The organism is Chitinophaga varians, from assembly GCF_012641275.1.
Taxonomy (GTDB): Bacteria; Bacteroidota; Bacteroidia; order Chitinophagales; family Chitinophagaceae; genus Chitinophaga; species Chitinophaga varians_A.
The window spans coordinates 176,897-194,705 of record NZ_JABAIA010000002.1 but is presented as its reverse complement, the minus strand read 5'-3'; the positions used below and the strand labels follow the sequence as shown (position 1 = coordinate 194,705).

The window sequence follows — 17,809 nt, the reverse complement described above, 5'->3', positions numbered from 1 at the left end:
CGTCCAATCCTTGATATTATAACTGTGTTGCAGTCAAAATAACACCCAGACCATAAGTGCCTGCAGCGAAATCCCATCCTGGATCAGCTTTGAATTTCACAGAGAAAGGTTTGTTGACACCGTGTACGCCATTGTTGATCAATGGAGCAGCAGCAACTGTCAGCGGATTCCAGGACATCGGAGTAGCGTTAGTACCACCAGTACCGTTGCTGCTCAGGTTGTATTTCAGGATAGAGCAAGGCATAACAGTATTACCAGTACCGCTACCTACATACAAGAAGTTAGGGGAAGAAGATTTGATAGTTACGTTAAAGTTTCTGTTGGAGCTAACAGTAAAATTAGCAGATTTGTGACCGAAGAAGTCTTCAAGCTCTTCACCGCAGTTATAATCTTCTTTGCTATCGAATTTTGCGCACATAACATCCAACGGAGGGCAAATTTCAATTACATTGCATAATTCAAGGCTAACGAGCACTGCAGAATAGTCAGAAGAAACACCGCAGCATGAAGGGGCTTGGGAATTGGGAGAAACAGGAGCAGATCCTGATTGCGCGTAACCGCCTAAGGCAGCAATTGCAAAAGCTGCAGACAATAATAGCTTTTTCATTTTTTTTGGGTTTAAAAGTTTTGAGAAAACAGCAACCTGAATGATGAAATGCGCATTCTTTTATCAAGGTTTGTGACACAATATTAGAGCTAAATAATTTTCATAGCGATGACCACCATCATCATTTTAAAATTTCTTTAACAACTCGATGGCATACCCGGTCACATCCGGCCCAAACCCTTTACCACACACTAATACACCCATAAAAAAAATATTCCCGTTAACTAATTATTAACGGGAATACACACTCGCAACCGATTGTTTCAAATGTTTTCTTTTAATTCATCCTTTATCTTTTTTATCTCCTTCAGATACATCCCATAACATCTCTTTATCCACATTTCGGTAGACACCACTATCCCTCCTATAAAAACCACGAAAATAAATACTGTCTTTATCACTGTCGTACCCCTGAAATCATTCCCTATAGCGGCATGTAAACTCCCCGGCACAGTCAGTACATACATCGTCACAAATCCCAATGCCAACATCATGAGCCCATATGAAAACGACCGGTACATCTCTATATGCAGCTGTATGTCGTAATACACTTCATATAAATGTTCTTTCGCTGATAACACAGCAGTGCCCAGCCGGCGGTAAAACAGATAAAAACGGTAGAAATAATATCCGCTCAACGCTAACATTACCCCATACAAACAGTAATAAGCAACCGTCAGTATATCAGACTTAAAATACATTGGCGCAAATGCCAGTATGATAATGGAAGCCAACTGTACCCAGCCTTCCCGCTTCATCGCCTTCCGGATTTTAACCACCGGATGATGTGCAGACTTTATCTTTTCCACGTTATCAGGGACCACCATATCTTTCCCCCCGTCGTCTGCATTCCACAGTGATTGTATATCATCAAAATTCATATCCTTGTAGTTTAATCAGTTCCTTTAATTTTATTTTGGCCCGGTTGAGCTTTACACGGGCATTACCTTCCGAGATGCCCAGGTTGTCTGCTATCTCCCGGTGAGAATAATTTTCGAGGTGATAAAATACCAGCGCTTTTTCCAACCGCTCCAGCTGCTGCACCGCCCTGTAAAAATGATACAACTGCCACTCCCGCTCCGATGTGCGATGGTCTTCCTCTGCCAGGTACTCCGGCATAGTATCGGATGTCTGTATCTGCCGTCGCTCCTTCTTAAAAAAAACAATCGCGGTATTCAGCGCCACCCGGTACATCCAGGTGGAAAAACGGCTCTGCTCCTGAAAAGAACCGTACGACTTCCATAACTGATAAACAATTTCCTGGAACAGGTCCTGTTGATCATCAGCAGTATCCATATACATCTTACAGATCTTGTGAATGATCCCCTTGTTACTTTCTATATGTGCCAGAAATTCCTGCTCCTTATTTTTCAAGACGGATTGCTTTAGTACATTTTCCTCATTAGTATCCGGGTCGGCCCTTTCGTTACAACATTTTCAAAAAAAAATTTAAAGAAACTCATTTTCAAAGAATTATCCATAACACTATCTTCGATCAGAATTTTACCCATTGTCAATATGAAATACTTACTGTCAGTATTGCTATTTGTTAGCCACATCACTGCCAACGCCCAACAGCTACCGCTTTCCACTGTCTCCGACATGGCCCGCAAACTCGGGCAGCTGGAGGTTTTAACACCTGCCGGACAGGAAGAACTGCTCCGGTTTGCCGGTGGTCAACCACTCAGACTATATCAGGGGCTCGATAAAACGCAACTGCCCAGGCAGGCCATTTTTGTAGCAGAAGCCGACTTCCTCGACATCATCCCCGGGCAAACCCGGATACCCATGGCCACACTGGATTCCCTGGCGGCCATTCAGCAATACCCATGGTCAGGGCATGACAACCAGTTCGCCGAAGCCCGTTTCCTAGCGGCCCGGTTTCCCTCCCGCCACGACCTTTTCGGGTTCCTGCTTCACTCGGCCGATTACTGCCGGTCTAATTACGACAGCAGCGACTCCCTCACCGTCCGCCTCCATGGCTGGTTTGGCCCAGCAATGGCGCCTTATATGGCAGACAGCCCCCTCGACCTGGCAGTCAACGACCAAACCGACACGCCGGCTGCCCAACAGGAAAGAACAGCCATCTACGCCCCCTACCTCCGTTGGGTCAATCTCTTCAGACAGGCAGGCTTCCTCCCGGAAACAGATTCGGCGATCAACATCTACTATCAAAACGGAAAAAATATCTACGGGTCCGTCAGCCATACCAATGCGCTCGGGGAGCTGGAAAGATATATCACCTACCTCGATAAGTATCCTTACCTGAAACAACAACAGTTGTTATGCCTCGACAGCCTGCAACAAACGGGATTGATCAGCGAAGCCACGAAACAACAGATCATCGCCCGTTACCGGCCATATACCCTGCTGTCCTCAACTGATATCCTCTCTGACTGTAAATCCGCCGTACCGCTTTGTACCGCCACAGACATACAGCCCTACGACCTCGTACCGGTGAGCCACTATGGAGAAATCCCCGTCACCTCCATCCGGTCTTTCTTTGAGCAGGCCACCGATAAAATATCAAAACAGCTGTTCCCTTTAACGGCAACGGATATACGGATACTGAAAGCCGCCCCCAATGCCGATGGCCTGTATCCTTACCAGGAGCAACTGGCACTCAGCAGGTCGGCCAAAATACTGTCGGCCACGCTGCGGCTCAACGGCCACCTGTACAAGGAGACGATCGACGAAAAAGAATTTGAATCCTGGATACGGCCGGAGAACCTGCAATTCCTCAATCATTACCTGGAAGACCAGCACGATCAGCGCCGTTTCTTTTTCATACAGCCCAACCGCTTTACCCGCTACGAGCCGCTGCAACCCGACACCGTGTTCCTGGCGCTGCTCAACGAAGCGCAGGCGAAGCTGTTACAGTCGCCCTACCTGTTCGACCGCATAGAAGGTTGCTACAACGGTAGTCCCGGTGATTATGACTATGCCGTGTACCCTTATCAGTACTTCGACACCCGTACCCGTCTGAACAGGCAGCAAATCGATTCCTTTGTGGCGCTGTGCCGCCAGCACCAGTTATTCCCGCAGCAGGACACAGCGTTGTTGCAGGCTTCCATCCGCGAACAGAACCCTGCCGGTTACCAGGATGCACTGTCCTTCTCCCCTGCCTGGTTCAGCAGCGTGGCGGACCTGCAAAGCCTTTCCCACCGCACACAGGAAGCCCTACAGCGGCTCCATGCGCGCCGTTTTGTTTTTTCTGCCGACCGTCAACCTGAACAGGTGAACGCCCTTCGGGTCATCAATGAAGCATTGGGCAAACAGGGGTCAGCTTTCCGGCTGTACCAGCTGGAAGGCGACGGGGAATCGTATACAGATCAACGTTATATATTACTGAAGCCTGCCGCAGCAGCGGCATTGAAAGCATTTGCGCCCGGCATCTTCGCCGGAGCGGATAGTGGCCGTTAACCGGCCACTACCTCCTTCCGGGGTTGTATAAGGTGATTGATACCGTTGTTTATCATTTTCTCCAGCAGCACATAGCCGCCGTTGGGTTGTTCGTGAGCAAACAATCGTTCTGCTTTGGTGATCGGGGATGCCCAGTAAAGGTTAACAGGATCATTGTACATCACGGGCATTTCGATGGCAGGACCGGTATACAGCGCCGAAGACAATATCATGCTTTCGTAGGGCGCCGGCAGCTCGCTGAAGGTGATGGTGTGGCCTTCTCCAAGCCAGGTGACCTGTCTCCAGGGACGGTCAGCCAGACCAGACACCATGCCTGCAAAATTCATGATCGTTTTCTCATCGAAGTCTTTTTTGCTGACGGCCAGCGCCAGCTCCATCCTGCGGAACCCGGCCGCCTTGTCATTGTACAGCATTTCCACCCATGGCATTGGCCGGATGCTTACGCCCAGTGTCACGAAGTACACCACATCATCTTTCTCAAAACGGGCCATACCGATAGGAGGCCATTTGCCACCATCTATGGCATAGTATTTTACAGTCGGGCCCAGTACGGCTTCATAGGCATCGAGATACTGCTGTTGCAGGATGCTCCATGTCTGGCTGGTTTCATCGGACCAGTCGTCCCAGAAGGCAGTGGCTTCCGCTACTTTTTTATGCAGTTGATTGGTTTCCGGTGTTCCCAGCGGGAACATGAGGCTGTCCTCACCAGCGTCGATGCAGTCGGCGGCATAACTAACGGCACGTTCCTGTGTGTACAGCGTCCAGCCCGGGATAACGGCCATCAGCTCACCGTCATAGATCAGCGCGGCGCCGTCGCCTTCCTCCATCCATACGATGCGTATCAAGGCGGGGTCTAGCGGTGCTTTCCCTTCCGGATGGTTACAATAACGGGCTTCCAGCATGGGGGCCATACCTTCCTCCATGGCCTGTACATCTTTTTTCTGCGGTGCCGGCTTCAGATTGCGCAGCCAGCAGGGCCGCGGCGAATATTTGTTGGCCAGCAGTTCTGAAGGATACAGATAAAAATAAGCAACTCTGTCATCCTGTTCTACCACCGCATACATAGTATTACGGCTGTTGGTTTCTTCCAGTAACATAACCGGATCGGGCATAACATCAATTTTTTTGTAATACAGAATTCTCCAAAAATAATGTATTCATCACTGAGACTAGCATTCCAGATCAAAATCTATTATTTTGTTGGATATAAATCATCAACCATGAAGTTCTCCACGTTTCTGCTTACAGCACTGCTGCTGGGTTGTTTCCAGCTGATGGCCAAAGAAAGGCAACTCTACCAGATAAAGATCTATCACCTGAAAACAACCGCCCAGGAAGCCAGGGTGGACAGTTTTCTGCAAGCCGCTTACCTGCCGGCCCTGCATCGTGCGGGTATCAGTACAGTGGGCGTCTTTAAACCTGTTGCCATAGACACTGCGGATATACGCATTTATGTGCTGGTGCCTTTCCGGAATATGGAACAGCTGTTGCAGCTGGACAAAAAGCTGTCTGCTGACAAGGCCTTCCACGACTCCGGCCGTTCTTACCTGGACGCGGCCTAGAACGATATCCCTTACAACCGGCTGGAGTCTATCCTGCTGCAGGCTTTTCCCAATGCACCTGTCATGACCATGCCGGCACTGTCTGCTCCCAAAACGGAACGGGTATACGAATTACGCAGTTATGAGAGTCCTACTGAGCAGTATCATGTCAACAAAGTACAGATGTTCAACGACGGCGATGAGATCGGCATTTTCCGGCAGCTGGGCTTCAATGCAGTGTTTTATGGCGCTGTGCTTTCCGGTAGCCGTATGCCCAATCTCATGTATATGACAACGTTCAATAACAAAGCCGATCGTGATGCACACTGGAAATCATTTTCCGCTGACCCGGCCTGGAAAAAATTACAGGCGATGCCGGGTTATGCACACAACGTGTCTAAATCCGAAATCACCTTTTTACGTCCCACAGATTACTCAGATATATAGCGATGTACACCCTTTTTCGTCTTTCTAAAAAAATAAATAAAATATTTTCAGCGTGATGAGGAGCGTATAGACGACACCGGAAGACAACCCGCAAACGCTTTACTGGCATAACAAAGCGGTAAATGCCAACAGGATGTTTCTCTATTATCGTTCACATTTCCTACACGTTAACAGCAAAAAAATTTTCTGTTAAATTTTGTAGTTTGATTTTATTGCCTACATTTGCAACCTCATTGCGAGGTAGAGCAGAGGTAGCTCGTCGGGCTCATAACCCGAAGGTCAGTGGTTCGAATCCGCTCCTCGCTACAAAGAAAATCCCGGGTAATGCCCGGGATTTTTTTATTTTGGTGACCCAATTGTCTTTCTCCTCAACATATCCTCCGGTATCAGAAATAAATAGTATTATTATATTGTAAAATATATCAACGGAGATATCCTTATCACCACAATGTTCATCCTTTTTTTAACAACAATTAATCCATGAAACAAAAACCATCAATGGCCTTTATCGCCACATCCTGGGTAGGCTTGCTTGCCGGCGTTGTGGGATACCTTATCGGGCTGTGGAACGCCACCATGCAGCTGAATGAAAAAGGTTATTATTTCACCATCCTGATGTATGCGCTTTTTGCGGCGGTGTCTGTGCAGAAGTGCGTACGCGACAGGCTGGAAAACATTCCCGTAACTGATATGTACTACGGCATCAGCTGGGTATCCATGCTGATAGCCATCGTACTGCTGATCATCGGTTTGTGGAATGCCACGCTCCTCCCCAGCGAAAAAGGGTTCTATGCTTTTGCGTTCCTGCTGAGCATTTTCGGCGCCATCGCGGTACAGAAAAACACCCGCGACAGCCAGGCCGCTGCAAAAGAAGCCAGAAACAGCGATTTCCAGTAAGACGTACCAAACCAGTTGAAATAAGAAAAGCAAAGAACGATCGTTCTTTGCTTTTCTGTTTATAGCAGATAGGATAGTAACCATTACAACGCATACGCGTTCACATTCCCCGAAAAGTCAGCTACATACAACATTCCGTTGTATACCGCCATATCGGCGAAGACAGGCGCTCCTGTTGCAATGCGGCGCAACATCTTTCCTGACGCGAGGTCCACTGCATATACAAATCCATCGGAAGCGCCCACCAGCAGGCTATTGCCGGCCAGCAGCGGCGTGGACTCTATCGTGGCGGAAGAAGGTGTAGTATAGGGAGCGGTATAGAACAATGCTTCACCGGGTACAAACTGCCATACCTGCGCCTTCGTCTTTTTATCGAAAGCCATCATGCCACCGGAGGCTGTGCAGGTAATGATATATTGTGATGTTACCAGCGGCGCCGTCATGGTCTTCAGTTCGGCAGTCACCGGAATACTGTCGATAGTCTTTCCGGTAGCGGGTTCCAGCACATGCAGTTTATTGATGCCGTGTACGTATAATTTGTCATCGAAGAAAGCAGGCGTGCCGCTGCGGAAGCGAAGGCCTTCATCGCTGCGTTTCCATTGTACGCGGCCGGTGGCTGCATCGTGGGCATAGAGGTGGTTCCAGTTGGAGCCGGTGATCAGCTGACCGTTACGCAATGCCATGGAGGCGGGCGTACCTTCGCCGCCGGTCCAGTCGCGGTTGGTCCATTTCACCTGACCATTGCGGATATCCAGCGCCTGCAGGTTATTGGCCGCACCGGTGTAATACACACCGTCCTGTGCTACCCCGCCGGAGTTATAACCAGGCAGCGATTGCTGATTGCCCCGATGTTTCCAGCGCAGTTTTCCGGTGGCCGCTTCCAGCGCATAGGTAACGCCTTCTGCATCCGTAGCCAGTAATACGCCGCTACTGTAGCTCATGCTGTGTTTAATGGAATTACCAGTGGGGAACTGCCATAACAGGCCGCCGGTATTGGCGTCCAGCGCCGTGATATGACAATGATGGTTGCCTTCGTCATCGATGGTGCCCACAAAGATTTTGCCTTCGGCGCATATGGGAGATGATTTCCAGATGTTACCACCGATGTTGGCCGTCCATTTCAAAGAGAGCGTTCCTGCATCTGAAAGACCAGTGATGCCGGTGCGTTGCGCATTTTGTAAGGCTTCCGGCCATTCCGCGCTTTTAGCGGCGGGAAGGACTGTTTTAGTCAAACGGAAAGTATCGCGGACAAAGAGCATGCGGCCGGTGCCGAGGGTAGCCTCTACCGTTGCTGTATATACGTCATTTTTTGCAGCCACCGGTATTGCGGCGGTAGCGCGCCAGTTCCAGTCTGTCTGTTGCTGCAACGGCAGTTCTTTCAGCAGGTTGCCATTTTTGTCGAACATACGGAAACGTACTGTCTTCACCGGCGATGCCGTATGATAGGCGTTTACGCTGACTACCATTTTATCCTGGTCAAAGGCGGTACCGTTGATCGTTGGAGATACCAGGACCAGCTGGTTTTCCACATAGGTATAACGGCGCTGCACCAACGAAATACCGTTTTTATCGATGTCTACCACGTCAAAGTTGGAAGCTGCATTATCGATACCGCCATCCGGCGGAGGCGCGGCGCAGAGCGACCGGATACCGGTATTGCCATGGGTACGGGCAAAATTAATATGCCAGTGCCCATATATCCAGGCCTTCAGGTTATGTTCGTTCAGGTTGATGCTGTCATTGCCCGCCCGCAGGGCAAACAACGTATCATAGGTCAGCAGGTCGTGGTTGAAAACGATCACCGGTTTAGCCGGATCGGTATGTGCCAGATCGTTCTTCAGCCACTTCACCACATCTTCCGGCGTGTAGGAAGGCTGGTAATCGCCATAACGCATGGGCGTCACAATAAAGTGCGCCGGGCCGGATTCGAAGGAATAAAACACCGGCCCGAAGAGGGATTCATACAAAGCTTCACCATAAGGGCCTTTAACGAGATCGTGGTTGCCGATGCAGTAATATACCGGCAGCCCCATGGTACGGCTGTTGACATGTTGTGCGTGAAACGCCATGCCTTTCTCATAGCAGATATCACCGGTATGGATCATAAAGTCTGCGTCTTCGTTGCGGGCGTATTCTTTGGCTTCGGTCATCCAGGCGTTGAACTGTGTTGTTTCGGTATCGGCCAGCCTTACAAACCTGGCTTTACCGGCAACGGCCTTGCTGCGGGCCTGTAAGCCGAAGTCATAGGCCGTACGGCTGCTGTCTGTATGAATATAAAACTCCCGTGTTGTCTGATAACCGGAAGGCGTAGTGATAAATAGAAAACGGGCGCGGGCATGCCCCGGCAGCTGAAAGCGGCCGTCTTTGCCGGTGGTGGTCACAGAAAGTCCGTCAGACACGCTCACGCCGGCAACACCGGCTTCAGTAGCGTCCTGTTTGCCGTTGGCATTGCCATCGAGAAACACTGTTCCCGTAAAACGCTGCGCCATGGCTGTATGCAGGGTGCAACAGGACAGGAAAGCAAACAAAATCTTTTTCATCGTCAATGTTTATATAAAAAAATACGAATTACAGATGGCGAACCGCGGATGCTTGTCAATATGAAACAATAAGGCTTGACAAGCGTTTCCGCAAAATTCGCTATCTGTAATTCGTTTTTTACGGTCAGTTATTACCAGCCCATGATCTGTTGCAACTTGCTGTTTAGTACCAGCTGCTGTTTAGGGATCGGGCGATAATAAAACTTAGGTTCTGTAAAGGTGCGTCCGGCGCGGTCTGTAGCAAACAGTATATGACCGCTGGTACCATTCTCCAGGTAGAAGTTATTCAGGCCACCGTTTTTGTCTGCCAAATAAAAACGGCTCAGCCGGATTTTCACATCAGCAGGCAGGCCGGCGATAGCAGAACTGTCATTGGGATTAGGCAGGATAGCGATATCAGCAACACCGTCGCCTGTCATATCGATGCCCCCCATGCCGGCCACATACATGCCAGCCGGCGCTTCTTTGACGCGGCTGCCGGCAGCCCAGCGATTGATGTCGTTGAGGCGCTGCCCTTCGCAGGCCATCTCAACGCGGCGCTCACGGCGGATTTCGAGGATCACGCCTTTGTTGGCGCTGGTCACGTTATACTGATTGCTCATTACCTGGTCAGGATTGCCATTGGCAGTCACAAGGCTCAGGTCGGGCATCTGCACGCGACGGCGCAACAGGTTCACGGAGTTGTCCAGGTCGGCCTGAGACAGGTCCAGCAGCTCCGCTTTTGCTTCAGCATAGTTCAGTAACACTTCTGCATAGCGGTATACCGGCAACGCGGTGTAGTTGGCGTCCCATCCCTGGCGTTGTTTGGGATCGCGCGGATAGAACTTCAGCTGGTCATACCCGCCGAGGTTAGGCTTGGCGATGTACGGGTTATTGTCCTGTGTAGTGCTAAACCCAGGGTACGCCACTGTTTCAGCCAGACGGGGGTCACGGTTCTTAAAGGTGGTGGTATAGTCCATCTTGTCATAACCCGGCTGGGAAGTGAAGGCTGTACCATCTTTCATCAGGTAACTGTATACCAGGCTTTGGCTGAGTGACCATGTCCAGCCCAGTACGCTGTGGGTGTTGTTTCCTTTACCAAGGCTCTGCGGATAGTCACGCCACTGGATGGCTTCCTTGTTACCAGCCAACGTGGTGCTTGCAAACAGTGCGCGGTAATCAGCGCCGCCTTTGCCGGTATTGTAGATATCATAACGGGCGCTGGCCATGATCTGCTCAGAAGCCCATACGGCCTTTTTCAGCCATACGTCAGCGGTAGTCTGCAATTTCAGCTCAGGATGATAACGACGGAAAGTACCTTCAAACAGGCAGTATCGCGACATCAGCGCCAGCGCGGTGTACTTGTTCACCAGCGTGCCGTTGTCTTTGGTGTCAGCTTTGATATTGTCTACGGCAAATTGCAGGTCGGCCAGTACAGAATCAGCTACGTTAGCACGTGGGTCGCGGCCTTTGTAGATCTCCGGATCGATATCGGTCATCACGTGTCCATAAAACGGCACATCGGAGTAACGGGCGATCATCTCTGCATAAAAGCGGGCACGGAAATAACGCGCCACACCTGTGTAATGCTTGATTTCCACGGCATCGCCCTGCGTTTTGTATACGTTGTCCAGCAGGTAGTTGATATTACGCAGCACATTCCAGTTGTTCCAGCCGTCTACTGTGGTTGGGTCCAGCGTACCATGTACCAGCTTGTCCATTTCGCTGCCGGTGGTACCGGATACGTTATCGGAGTTATTGTCATCATAGGGAGCAGACAGGTTGTCGTCGTACAAACCATTTACGTAAGTCTGCAGGTCGCCTGGCGTTTTAAAATAGGCCTCCGGCGCAATCTCCGTCTGTGGCATCCTTTGCAGGAAATCCTTGTTACAGGAAACAGCCGCACAACCCAGTATGATGAATGGTATAATAAGCCTCTTGTTTTTCATGTTGCACTTTTTTGCTTTAATTAAAAGTTCAGGTTCAATCCGCACGAATAAGTTTTCTGATAAGGATATACCGACCCGTCCAGGCCTTCCGGATCAATGTTGGCTTTCAGGTGGGAGATGGTGAAGATATTTTCTGCTGCCACGTATACACGTAAACGGGTGATTTTCGCTCTTCCGGTAAGGGATTTAGGCAAAGTATAACCCAGTGTTACGTTTTTCAGGCGGGTATAAGCCGCGTTCTGCAGGTATCTTGTCTGTGGTGCGCCCAGCTCGGTAGCATCTTCTGCGATGTAGGATTTCAGGCGGGGGAAGTAACCGTTGGGTGTTTCCGGCGTCCATCTGTCCATGTTATGCACCTGTACGTTAGTCCATGGTTGTGAATACACGCCCCAGAAGTAGTGGTTGCCCGGGTTAGGATACCAGTCTCTTTTACCGATGCCCTGTATCAGCGCACGGAAATCGAAGCCTTTGTAGGAAGCCGTCAGGTCAATGCTGTAAGGCAGACGCGGAGCGCTGTTGCCGATGATGCGGCGGTCGCCCGGGTTGGAAACGGTGTTGTCTCCGTAGTCGATCACACCGTCGCCGTTAAGGTCTTTGAACTTCAGGTCGCCTACGTAAAACAGGTACTGCTGGTCATCGGAACCTACTTTGGACTGGTTAGCGTGATTTTTCAGTTCATCTGCGTTCTGGAAGAAGCCTTCTGTTTCGAGGCCCCAGATTTCGCCGATTTCCTGTCCGTTATAATAGTTTCTCTTTTTAGGATCGGAATGGTCGTAGTTGGCGAGCGTTCCGGTAGGGTTGGTAAAACGGGTAATGAAAGACCGGCTGTCGGCCAGGAGGAGTTTCACCCCATAGCTGAAATCATCTTTACCGATTTTAAACTGGTCTCTCCAGAACAGGGTCATCTCCCATCCTCTTGTTTTCAGGTCAGCAGAATTGGTTTTAGGAGGCGTGGCACCGAAAACAGCAGGCAGTTCCTGGCTTTTGGCGAACATACCATTTGTATATCGGGTATAACGGTCATAGCTGAACGATAATTTTTCTTTCAGCAGCGAGATATCGATACCGCCGTTGACAGTCTTAACCGTCTGCCAGCTGTAAGTAGCGGTTACAGGCGACGGAGAGAACACACCGATAGGAATTTGTCCGTTCAATACGGAGTTGATGTTATTGGAGGTCATCAGTTCCATGTAACCGTAGGCGTCCCATTGCTGGTCACCGAGGGAACCGTAGGAGCCGCGTACTTTCAGCATATCGATGCCCAGGCGGTTTTTAATTCCCTGGAAGAAGTTTTCTTTAGACACCACCCATGCGAGTGAACCGGATGGGAAAAAGCCCCAGCGGTGGTCCGTACGGAAGCGGGAAGAGCCATCATTACGGCCGTTTACTTCCGCGATGTATTTATCATCGAAGATATAATTCAGGCGATAGTAGATACCTCTTACGGCCCAGTCTTCAATCTGCTGTTTCTGGGTGATAGTACCGGTGGCCAGCTGTGAAGTAGGATACTGGGTGCTGATCAGGTCCAGTCTTTTAACCGTGAACTGGTTGTAATAGTGGTACTCCTGGTTGAAGCCGGCCAGCGCGCCGAGATAGTGTTTTTTATTGAAGGTTTTGTGGAAATCTGTATAGATGTTATAGACATTATACTTTATATCCGAGCTGAGATTAGAGGCAGACGATTTGTTGCCGTTGGTGTACAGGAAAGGCTGATCGGGGCCGTTGCGGTAAGCCACAGGCAGCACGTAGGTGTTGCCTGTCTGGTTGCCTCTGCGGAAAGTAGCGTCGCCTTTGAGGGTCCACATGTCTTTGATAATACCCACTTCAGCATTGAGGGTGGTCATAAATTCGCTCCAGGTATCTTTGGAGCGGCCACCGCTTTGCAGGTTGCCCAACAGGGCGGCGCCATCGGAAGTCCAGGTGCCATCCGGATTACGGGGCACGCTGAGAGAAGGCGTACGGTTAGAGTTATGGAAAAACAGGTAATCCATGGTACTTGACGGTTGTGCGTACGTCGTATTGGTGTACATGGTATTGCTACCTATTTTGATGCGGTCATTAAAAGTGTAGGTGGCTTTGGCGCGCAGGTTATAACGGTCATATTTGTCCGGATTATAGCGCAGCATACCATCCTGTGAATAATAATCAGCAGAGAAATAATAGTTCAGTTTCTCATCACCGCGGGAGATGCTGACGTTGGCATTATAAGCCGGAGCTGATTTCTGGTAAACCTCATGCAGCCAGTCGGTAGTACCGTAATAGCTCCACTTGTTTTTATCGGTTGGGTTGACAATAACGTTAGGCAGGGATGGATCGTCTTTCAGTCTCTGGGCATAAGCTCTTTCAGCAGCGGGGTACAGGTCGTACAACGGGGTGGCCGCATCGTGTTTGTACTCCATGGTGGTGAGCGGATCGGTCACTATTTTAGGCACCAGTCCGAGGGTACGCACGGCGTAGTTGGTATTGGCATTCACGAGGAGGCGGCCGTCTTTACCGGATTTGGTGGTAATGAGCACCACGCCGAAGGCGGCACGGGCGCCATAGATAGCGGCGGAAGCGGCGTCTTTGAGGACAGTCACGCTTTCTACGTCGGCAGGGTTCAGGCGGGACACTTCTTCATTGGTAAAAGGAATATTGTCAACCAGGATGAACGGATCACCGCTGTTGATGGAGGTCACGCCGCGGATATTGAACTTGGAAGCGGACGACACACGGCCGTTATCGTTGGTGATGTTCAGGTTGGGCAGCAGGCCTTGTAAACCGTTGTTGATATTGGCGATGGGGCGGCTCTCCAGTTCCTTGCCGGAAATAGCGTCTACCGCGCCACTGAGGTTTATTCTTTTCTGTTTGCCGTAACCGACTACCACTACTTCGTTCAGGCCGCTGGAATTGGCTTTCAGCGCGAGGTTGAAAGTAGCGCCTTCTTTGGCTTTCATCTGTAACGGCTCATAGCCTACATAGGAGAATTCGATAATGGCATTTTCGGGGACTTCCATTTTAAACCGGCCATCGGCATCGGTTTTAGCGCCGGTGGTAGTGCCTTTTACCAACACGGTCACACCAATCAGCGGGTTACCGGCTTCGTCGGTGATACGTCCTTTGATGGGAACGTTCTGTACTGTTTCACCGGCTTCCAGGATCACGATCAGGTTATCTTTCATGATCTTGTATCCCAGCGAGGTGCCTTCCAGGGCCTTGTCCAGGATGTCCCGCACAGGAGCGTCCTTCATGGCAATAGAGATCTTCCGGTCGGGGATGCTGGCATTTTTGTACACGAACGTGTAGTCGCTTTTCTGCCCGATCACATTCAGGAGCTTTCCAATGTTAATATTATTATAATTAACAGTGAGCCGCTCCTGGGAAAAACCATGTGCGCTAAGCTGTAAAAACCCTGCACAGAGCAATACGGAGGTTAGTTTCATACGCATTAACAGTTTCCTCATATTCCGCCGGGGAATATCAGAAGGCCACCAAAAGCTTTTTTTCATAAATTTGTTTCGTTAGGTTAAATAATTAGCCATTACCGGATTCTCTCGAATCGGTTTAGATTGTTTAGCCAGCATTGTAAAAGGGGAATGTTGCCGCATTTCCCTTTTTGCTGTCCGCAAAAAAGTTTTTTATTGATTAGTTATGCCATAGTTGTCTGCCGCACCCGGCATTTTGTTCCCTGATACGTTTTTACCATATATAAATGACATTATCTTTTGTGTTCACTTCGTAGTGAAACCCTGACATCAGTTGCAGTGCCTGCAACACATCTTCGATGCCCTGCTTACGGAAAGCGCCTGTAAATACTTCGTGTTTATAACGGTCATTTTTAAACCGCAGCGTTACATTGTACCATCGTTCCAGGTCGTGCGACAGCTGCTCAAATGTTACATTGTCAAAGTCGAACCGGTCGTTGATCCAGGCGGTGGTTGGTTTTTCCGCGTCCGGACTGTCTACCGTGCCGGCAGTGACATTCTTTACCGGTGTAATGCTAAAGCTGGCTTTTTTACTGTCCTGTGCCGGTTGGTTTTTATGATTGGCAATGACCAGTTTCTGGTCTGGCTGCAGCTGTACCACTTGCTGGCCGCTGCTACCCTGAGGAAAACTCACTTCCACCTTACCGCTGAGCAGGGTGGTTTCTACGGTGGCATCCTCCGTATAGGCTTTTACGTTAAATACGGTCCCCAATACGCGGATATTGACAGGTCCTGTGCGGATAATAAACGGATGGGCCGGATCGTGTTTTACATCAAAATAGGCTTCTCCTGTAAGGCCTACTTCCCTTTCCCCGTTGAGGAAACGGGTAGCATCATATTGCAGGCGGCTACAGGCATTGAGTACTACAGTAGTGCCATCAGGCAGTACCACACTGGTTTTGGAGCCGGTTTTGGTAACTACTTCATTACGAAAAGCCTGCCTGTCGGGCGATACAGGCCACAACGCCCATACGCTCAGTAACACCGCCACCATAGCGGCCATACCGGCGATGATTTTCCACGGGGCCATTCTCCTCACAACAGGCGTGTCCTGCGACTGTTGCAGGAACAGGTTCATGCGGTCCAGCCCTTCGCTGACCAGCCGGTTCTCCTCTTCCGGCGTGAAACCGTTGGCCGGGTTCACGGCCTGTATGTCTTCCACAATGGTAAAGGCATATTGTAATTCCGGAAACTGCATCAGCAATGTTTCCAGTTCTTTCAATTCCTCCATGGTGGCCTCGCCGGATATCTTCCTGGCCATCAAGGTATTTATCCGGTTACGTTCGATCATTTATTTTTTAGTCCGTGTTTTCAGAATAAGGTCGAAAAGAAAATCAAAAACCCCCAAAAGCTTTTTAACATTTTTTTGAGGTCACCCAGATAATTTTTTTAATAATATATTTGCAGGCGTTAACCTGTCCCTTATGGAAAATAAACTATACAAGTACATCCTGCTGCTGGAAGCATTGCTGGTAACGGCTATTTTCGGTATCCCCCGGTTGGCGCAGAACACTGGTAACGCAACATGGGAAGCTGCAGCACTACAGATAGCTTCCCGTCATCAAATAATTTCCCTCCCTTTCGGGTTCCTGTATGAGCTGGACGGGTTGCCCAATACGACCTCCTATGCCTATCAGCAGGGCACTATCATGGACACATTTGTATCCCCGATAGTATGGTTGCTGACCAGTTGTTTATGGGTGGGCGTCATATATGGTATCATCCGTCTGTTACGCAGAAAAACGGACACGGTCCCCTTCAACGGGAGTTTCTGGAAAAAAGTTTTCTTGTCCAATCTGTTAATATCCCTGGTGGCTTTTGCTTTCATTTTTATCCTCAGAACGAGTGCCCTCAGGACTATTGCCAATTCGGACCTGGATATTTATACCGGGATTTGTTTATTCTGCTGGGCCGCTATTATCGCTGCGGTACTCCTGGGCTTCAGCTGGTGGATGATAGAAACCCTATGGCAACGCTACCGTGTTATCAGTGTTGCACTGAGCGGCGTTGTGCTCACCGCCATGCTGGCAGTGATTTTTATCGTCTATAACCTGGTGCATTACCAGCCTTATACAGCACCGGAAGCAGATACGTCTCCGCAAGCAGCGGAGGCAGCGGAGCTTGTACAGGCCGCAGCCGCGGATGCAGCAGGCATTGTCAACGATGGAGAGAATGCCGTCGCGGACGCAGTCACCGCAGATGAGCCTATCGAATGGAAAGGGCCGCAGCCATCGGTTGACAGCATCCGTGCAGCCCTTCAGTTCATTTGTTATGATCAGCTGGAACTGGGCAAAAAAAATCGCATGCCAACAGACCTGATGCTGAACTGGGGCCTGGGCATCCGCAGTCTTTTTGCGCAACAGGACAGGGCTACCAAAGAAGATGCAGTGCGGCAGTTTAATACCACGTCATTATGGCCGGTGGTGGAACTGTTCGATTACACCGGCCGTGACGGCCAGCGGCTAAAAGCATGCTTTGAGCGGTACGGCGGGTATCTGCAGGACGTATTGCCTACACCGGTATACCGCCGGTCACAGGTAGCCCGTTACCGCGACAACCTCGTGGCCACACACGATTTCCTCGAAACAATCCCCGGGTACCGCCAGTCGCTCAAGACGCTGTATGATAAAATGAACGTCCCGTTGGACGGCACCGAGCCACAGGCGGAAGCATATATTAAAGACATCGCCTTTGCGGCAGGACTGGCAGACTATGACAGCGCCATCGCCAAAGGCGATAAGGAAGGCAACCGCCTGGCGGTATGGCTGGTGTCTTTCTGGGCCCGCCGTTATGCAGAAGGCAATGCGGATGAAGTATATTATATTCTCCGTCGCATGGGAGACATATATGGCGGCGCAGGCTAATACACGCTTAGATACCATCACCTTTCGCCAAAAAAGCACCACCGATAAAAAAAATTACCGGATAAATTATTTTGTTAACTTTAGCGTAATCTGCGTTA

The 17,809-nt window shown here is 49.9% G+C and carries 13 protein-coding genes and 1 tRNA gene; 6 read left to right on the top strand and 8 right to left on the bottom strand.

Going from position 1 to position 17,809, the window contains the following annotated elements; genetic code table 11:
• Positions 1–16: 16 nt before the first annotated feature.
• The 3 genes from HGH92_RS15325 to HGH92_RS15315 all read right to left on the bottom strand — a co-directional run bounded on the left by HGH92_RS15325 (position 17) and on the right by HGH92_RS15315 (position 1,981).
• Positions 17–607 carry a hypothetical protein gene (locus HGH92_RS15325; protein ID WP_168871681.1) on the bottom strand — a complete coding sequence of 197 codons (591 nt, stop codon included), beginning with the start codon at positions 605–607 and terminating at the stop codon, positions 17–19.
• A gap of 263 nt (positions 608–870) precedes the next feature.
• On the bottom strand, positions 871–1,488 hold the full coding sequence (locus HGH92_RS15320) for a hypothetical protein (RefSeq protein WP_168871680.1): 618 nt from the start codon (positions 1,486–1,488) through the stop codon (positions 871–873).
• Positions 1,478–1,981, bottom strand: coding sequence for an RNA polymerase sigma factor (locus tag HGH92_RS15315; protein WP_168871679.1), 504 nt, complete (start codon positions 1,979–1,981; stop codon positions 1,478–1,480). The genes HGH92_RS15320 and HGH92_RS15315 overlap by 11 nt, the downstream gene beginning before the upstream one ends.
• A 144-nt stretch (positions 1,982–2,125) precedes the next feature.
• On the opposite strand from HGH92_RS15315, the gene HGH92_RS15310 reads away from it, so the two are divergent.
• Positions 2,126–4,030 carry a hypothetical protein gene (locus HGH92_RS15310; protein ID WP_168871678.1) on the top strand — a complete coding sequence of 635 codons (1,905 nt, stop codon included), beginning with the start codon at positions 2,126–2,128 and terminating at the stop codon, positions 4,028–4,030.
• Here HGH92_RS15310 and HGH92_RS15305 read toward each other — a convergent pair.
• Complete coding sequence (locus HGH92_RS15305) at positions 4,027–5,142, bottom strand: suppressor of fused domain protein (protein ID WP_168871677.1); 1,116 nt, start codon at positions 5,140–5,142, stop codon at positions 4,027–4,029. The two genes, HGH92_RS15310 and HGH92_RS15305, sit on opposite strands and share 4 nt — an antisense overlap.
• 108 nt (positions 5,143–5,250) lie before the next feature.
• Here HGH92_RS15305 and HGH92_RS33615 point away from each other — a divergent pair, with 108 nt between their 5' ends.
• From HGH92_RS33615 to yiaA, 4 genes are all read left to right on the top strand, one after another.
• Complete coding sequence (locus HGH92_RS33615; protein ID WP_211092653.1) at positions 5,251–5,592, top strand: hypothetical protein; 342 nt, start codon at positions 5,251–5,253, stop codon at positions 5,590–5,592.
• A gap of 63 nt (positions 5,593–5,655) precedes the next feature.
• Positions 5,656–6,018 carry an NIPSNAP family protein gene (locus HGH92_RS33610; protein WP_211092652.1) on the top strand — a complete coding sequence of 121 codons (363 nt, stop codon included), beginning with the start codon at positions 5,656–5,658 and terminating at the stop codon, positions 6,016–6,018.
• Between the two features lie 234 nt (positions 6,019–6,252).
• Positions 6,253–6,324: transfer RNA gene (locus HGH92_RS15295), tRNA-Met, on the top strand.
• Positions 6,325–6,498: 174 nt separating this feature from the next.
• A complete protein-coding gene (yiaA, locus tag HGH92_RS15290; RefSeq protein ID WP_168871676.1) occupies positions 6,499–6,915 on the top strand; it encodes an inner membrane protein YiaA in 417 nt (138 codons plus the stop codon).
• Between the two features lie 83 nt (positions 6,916–6,998).
• Here the strand turns inward: yiaA and HGH92_RS15285 are convergent, their stop codons facing one another.
• The 4 genes from HGH92_RS15285 to HGH92_RS15270 all read right to left on the bottom strand — a co-directional run bounded on the left by HGH92_RS15285 (position 6,999) and on the right by HGH92_RS15270 (position 16,108).
• A complete protein-coding gene (locus tag HGH92_RS15285; RefSeq protein ID WP_168871675.1) occupies positions 6,999–9,455 on the bottom strand; it encodes a PQQ-binding-like beta-propeller repeat protein in 2,457 nt (818 codons plus the stop codon).
• A 131-nt stretch (positions 9,456–9,586) separates the two neighbouring features.
• On the bottom strand, positions 9,587–11,383 hold the full coding sequence (locus HGH92_RS15280) for a RagB/SusD family nutrient uptake outer membrane protein (RefSeq protein WP_168871674.1): 1,797 nt from the start codon (positions 11,381–11,383) through the stop codon (positions 9,587–9,589).
• Positions 11,384–11,403: 20 nt separating this feature from the next.
• Positions 11,404–14,805, bottom strand: coding sequence for a SusC/RagA family TonB-linked outer membrane protein (locus HGH92_RS15275; RefSeq protein ID WP_211092651.1), 3,402 nt, complete (start codon positions 14,803–14,805; stop codon positions 11,404–11,406).
• Between the two features lie 256 nt (positions 14,806–15,061).
• Complete coding sequence (locus tag HGH92_RS15270; RefSeq protein ID WP_168871673.1) at positions 15,062–16,108, bottom strand: FecR family protein; 1,047 nt, start codon at positions 16,106–16,108, stop codon at positions 15,062–15,064.
• Positions 16,109–16,271: 163 nt separating this feature from the next.
• Here HGH92_RS15270 and HGH92_RS15265 point away from each other — a divergent pair, with 163 nt between their 5' ends.
• Entirely contained in the window at positions 16,272–17,711 is a 1,440-nt protein-coding gene (locus HGH92_RS15265) for a hypothetical protein (protein ID WP_168871672.1), read from the top strand.
• The last annotated feature ends 98 nt before the right edge of the window (positions 17,712–17,809 follow it).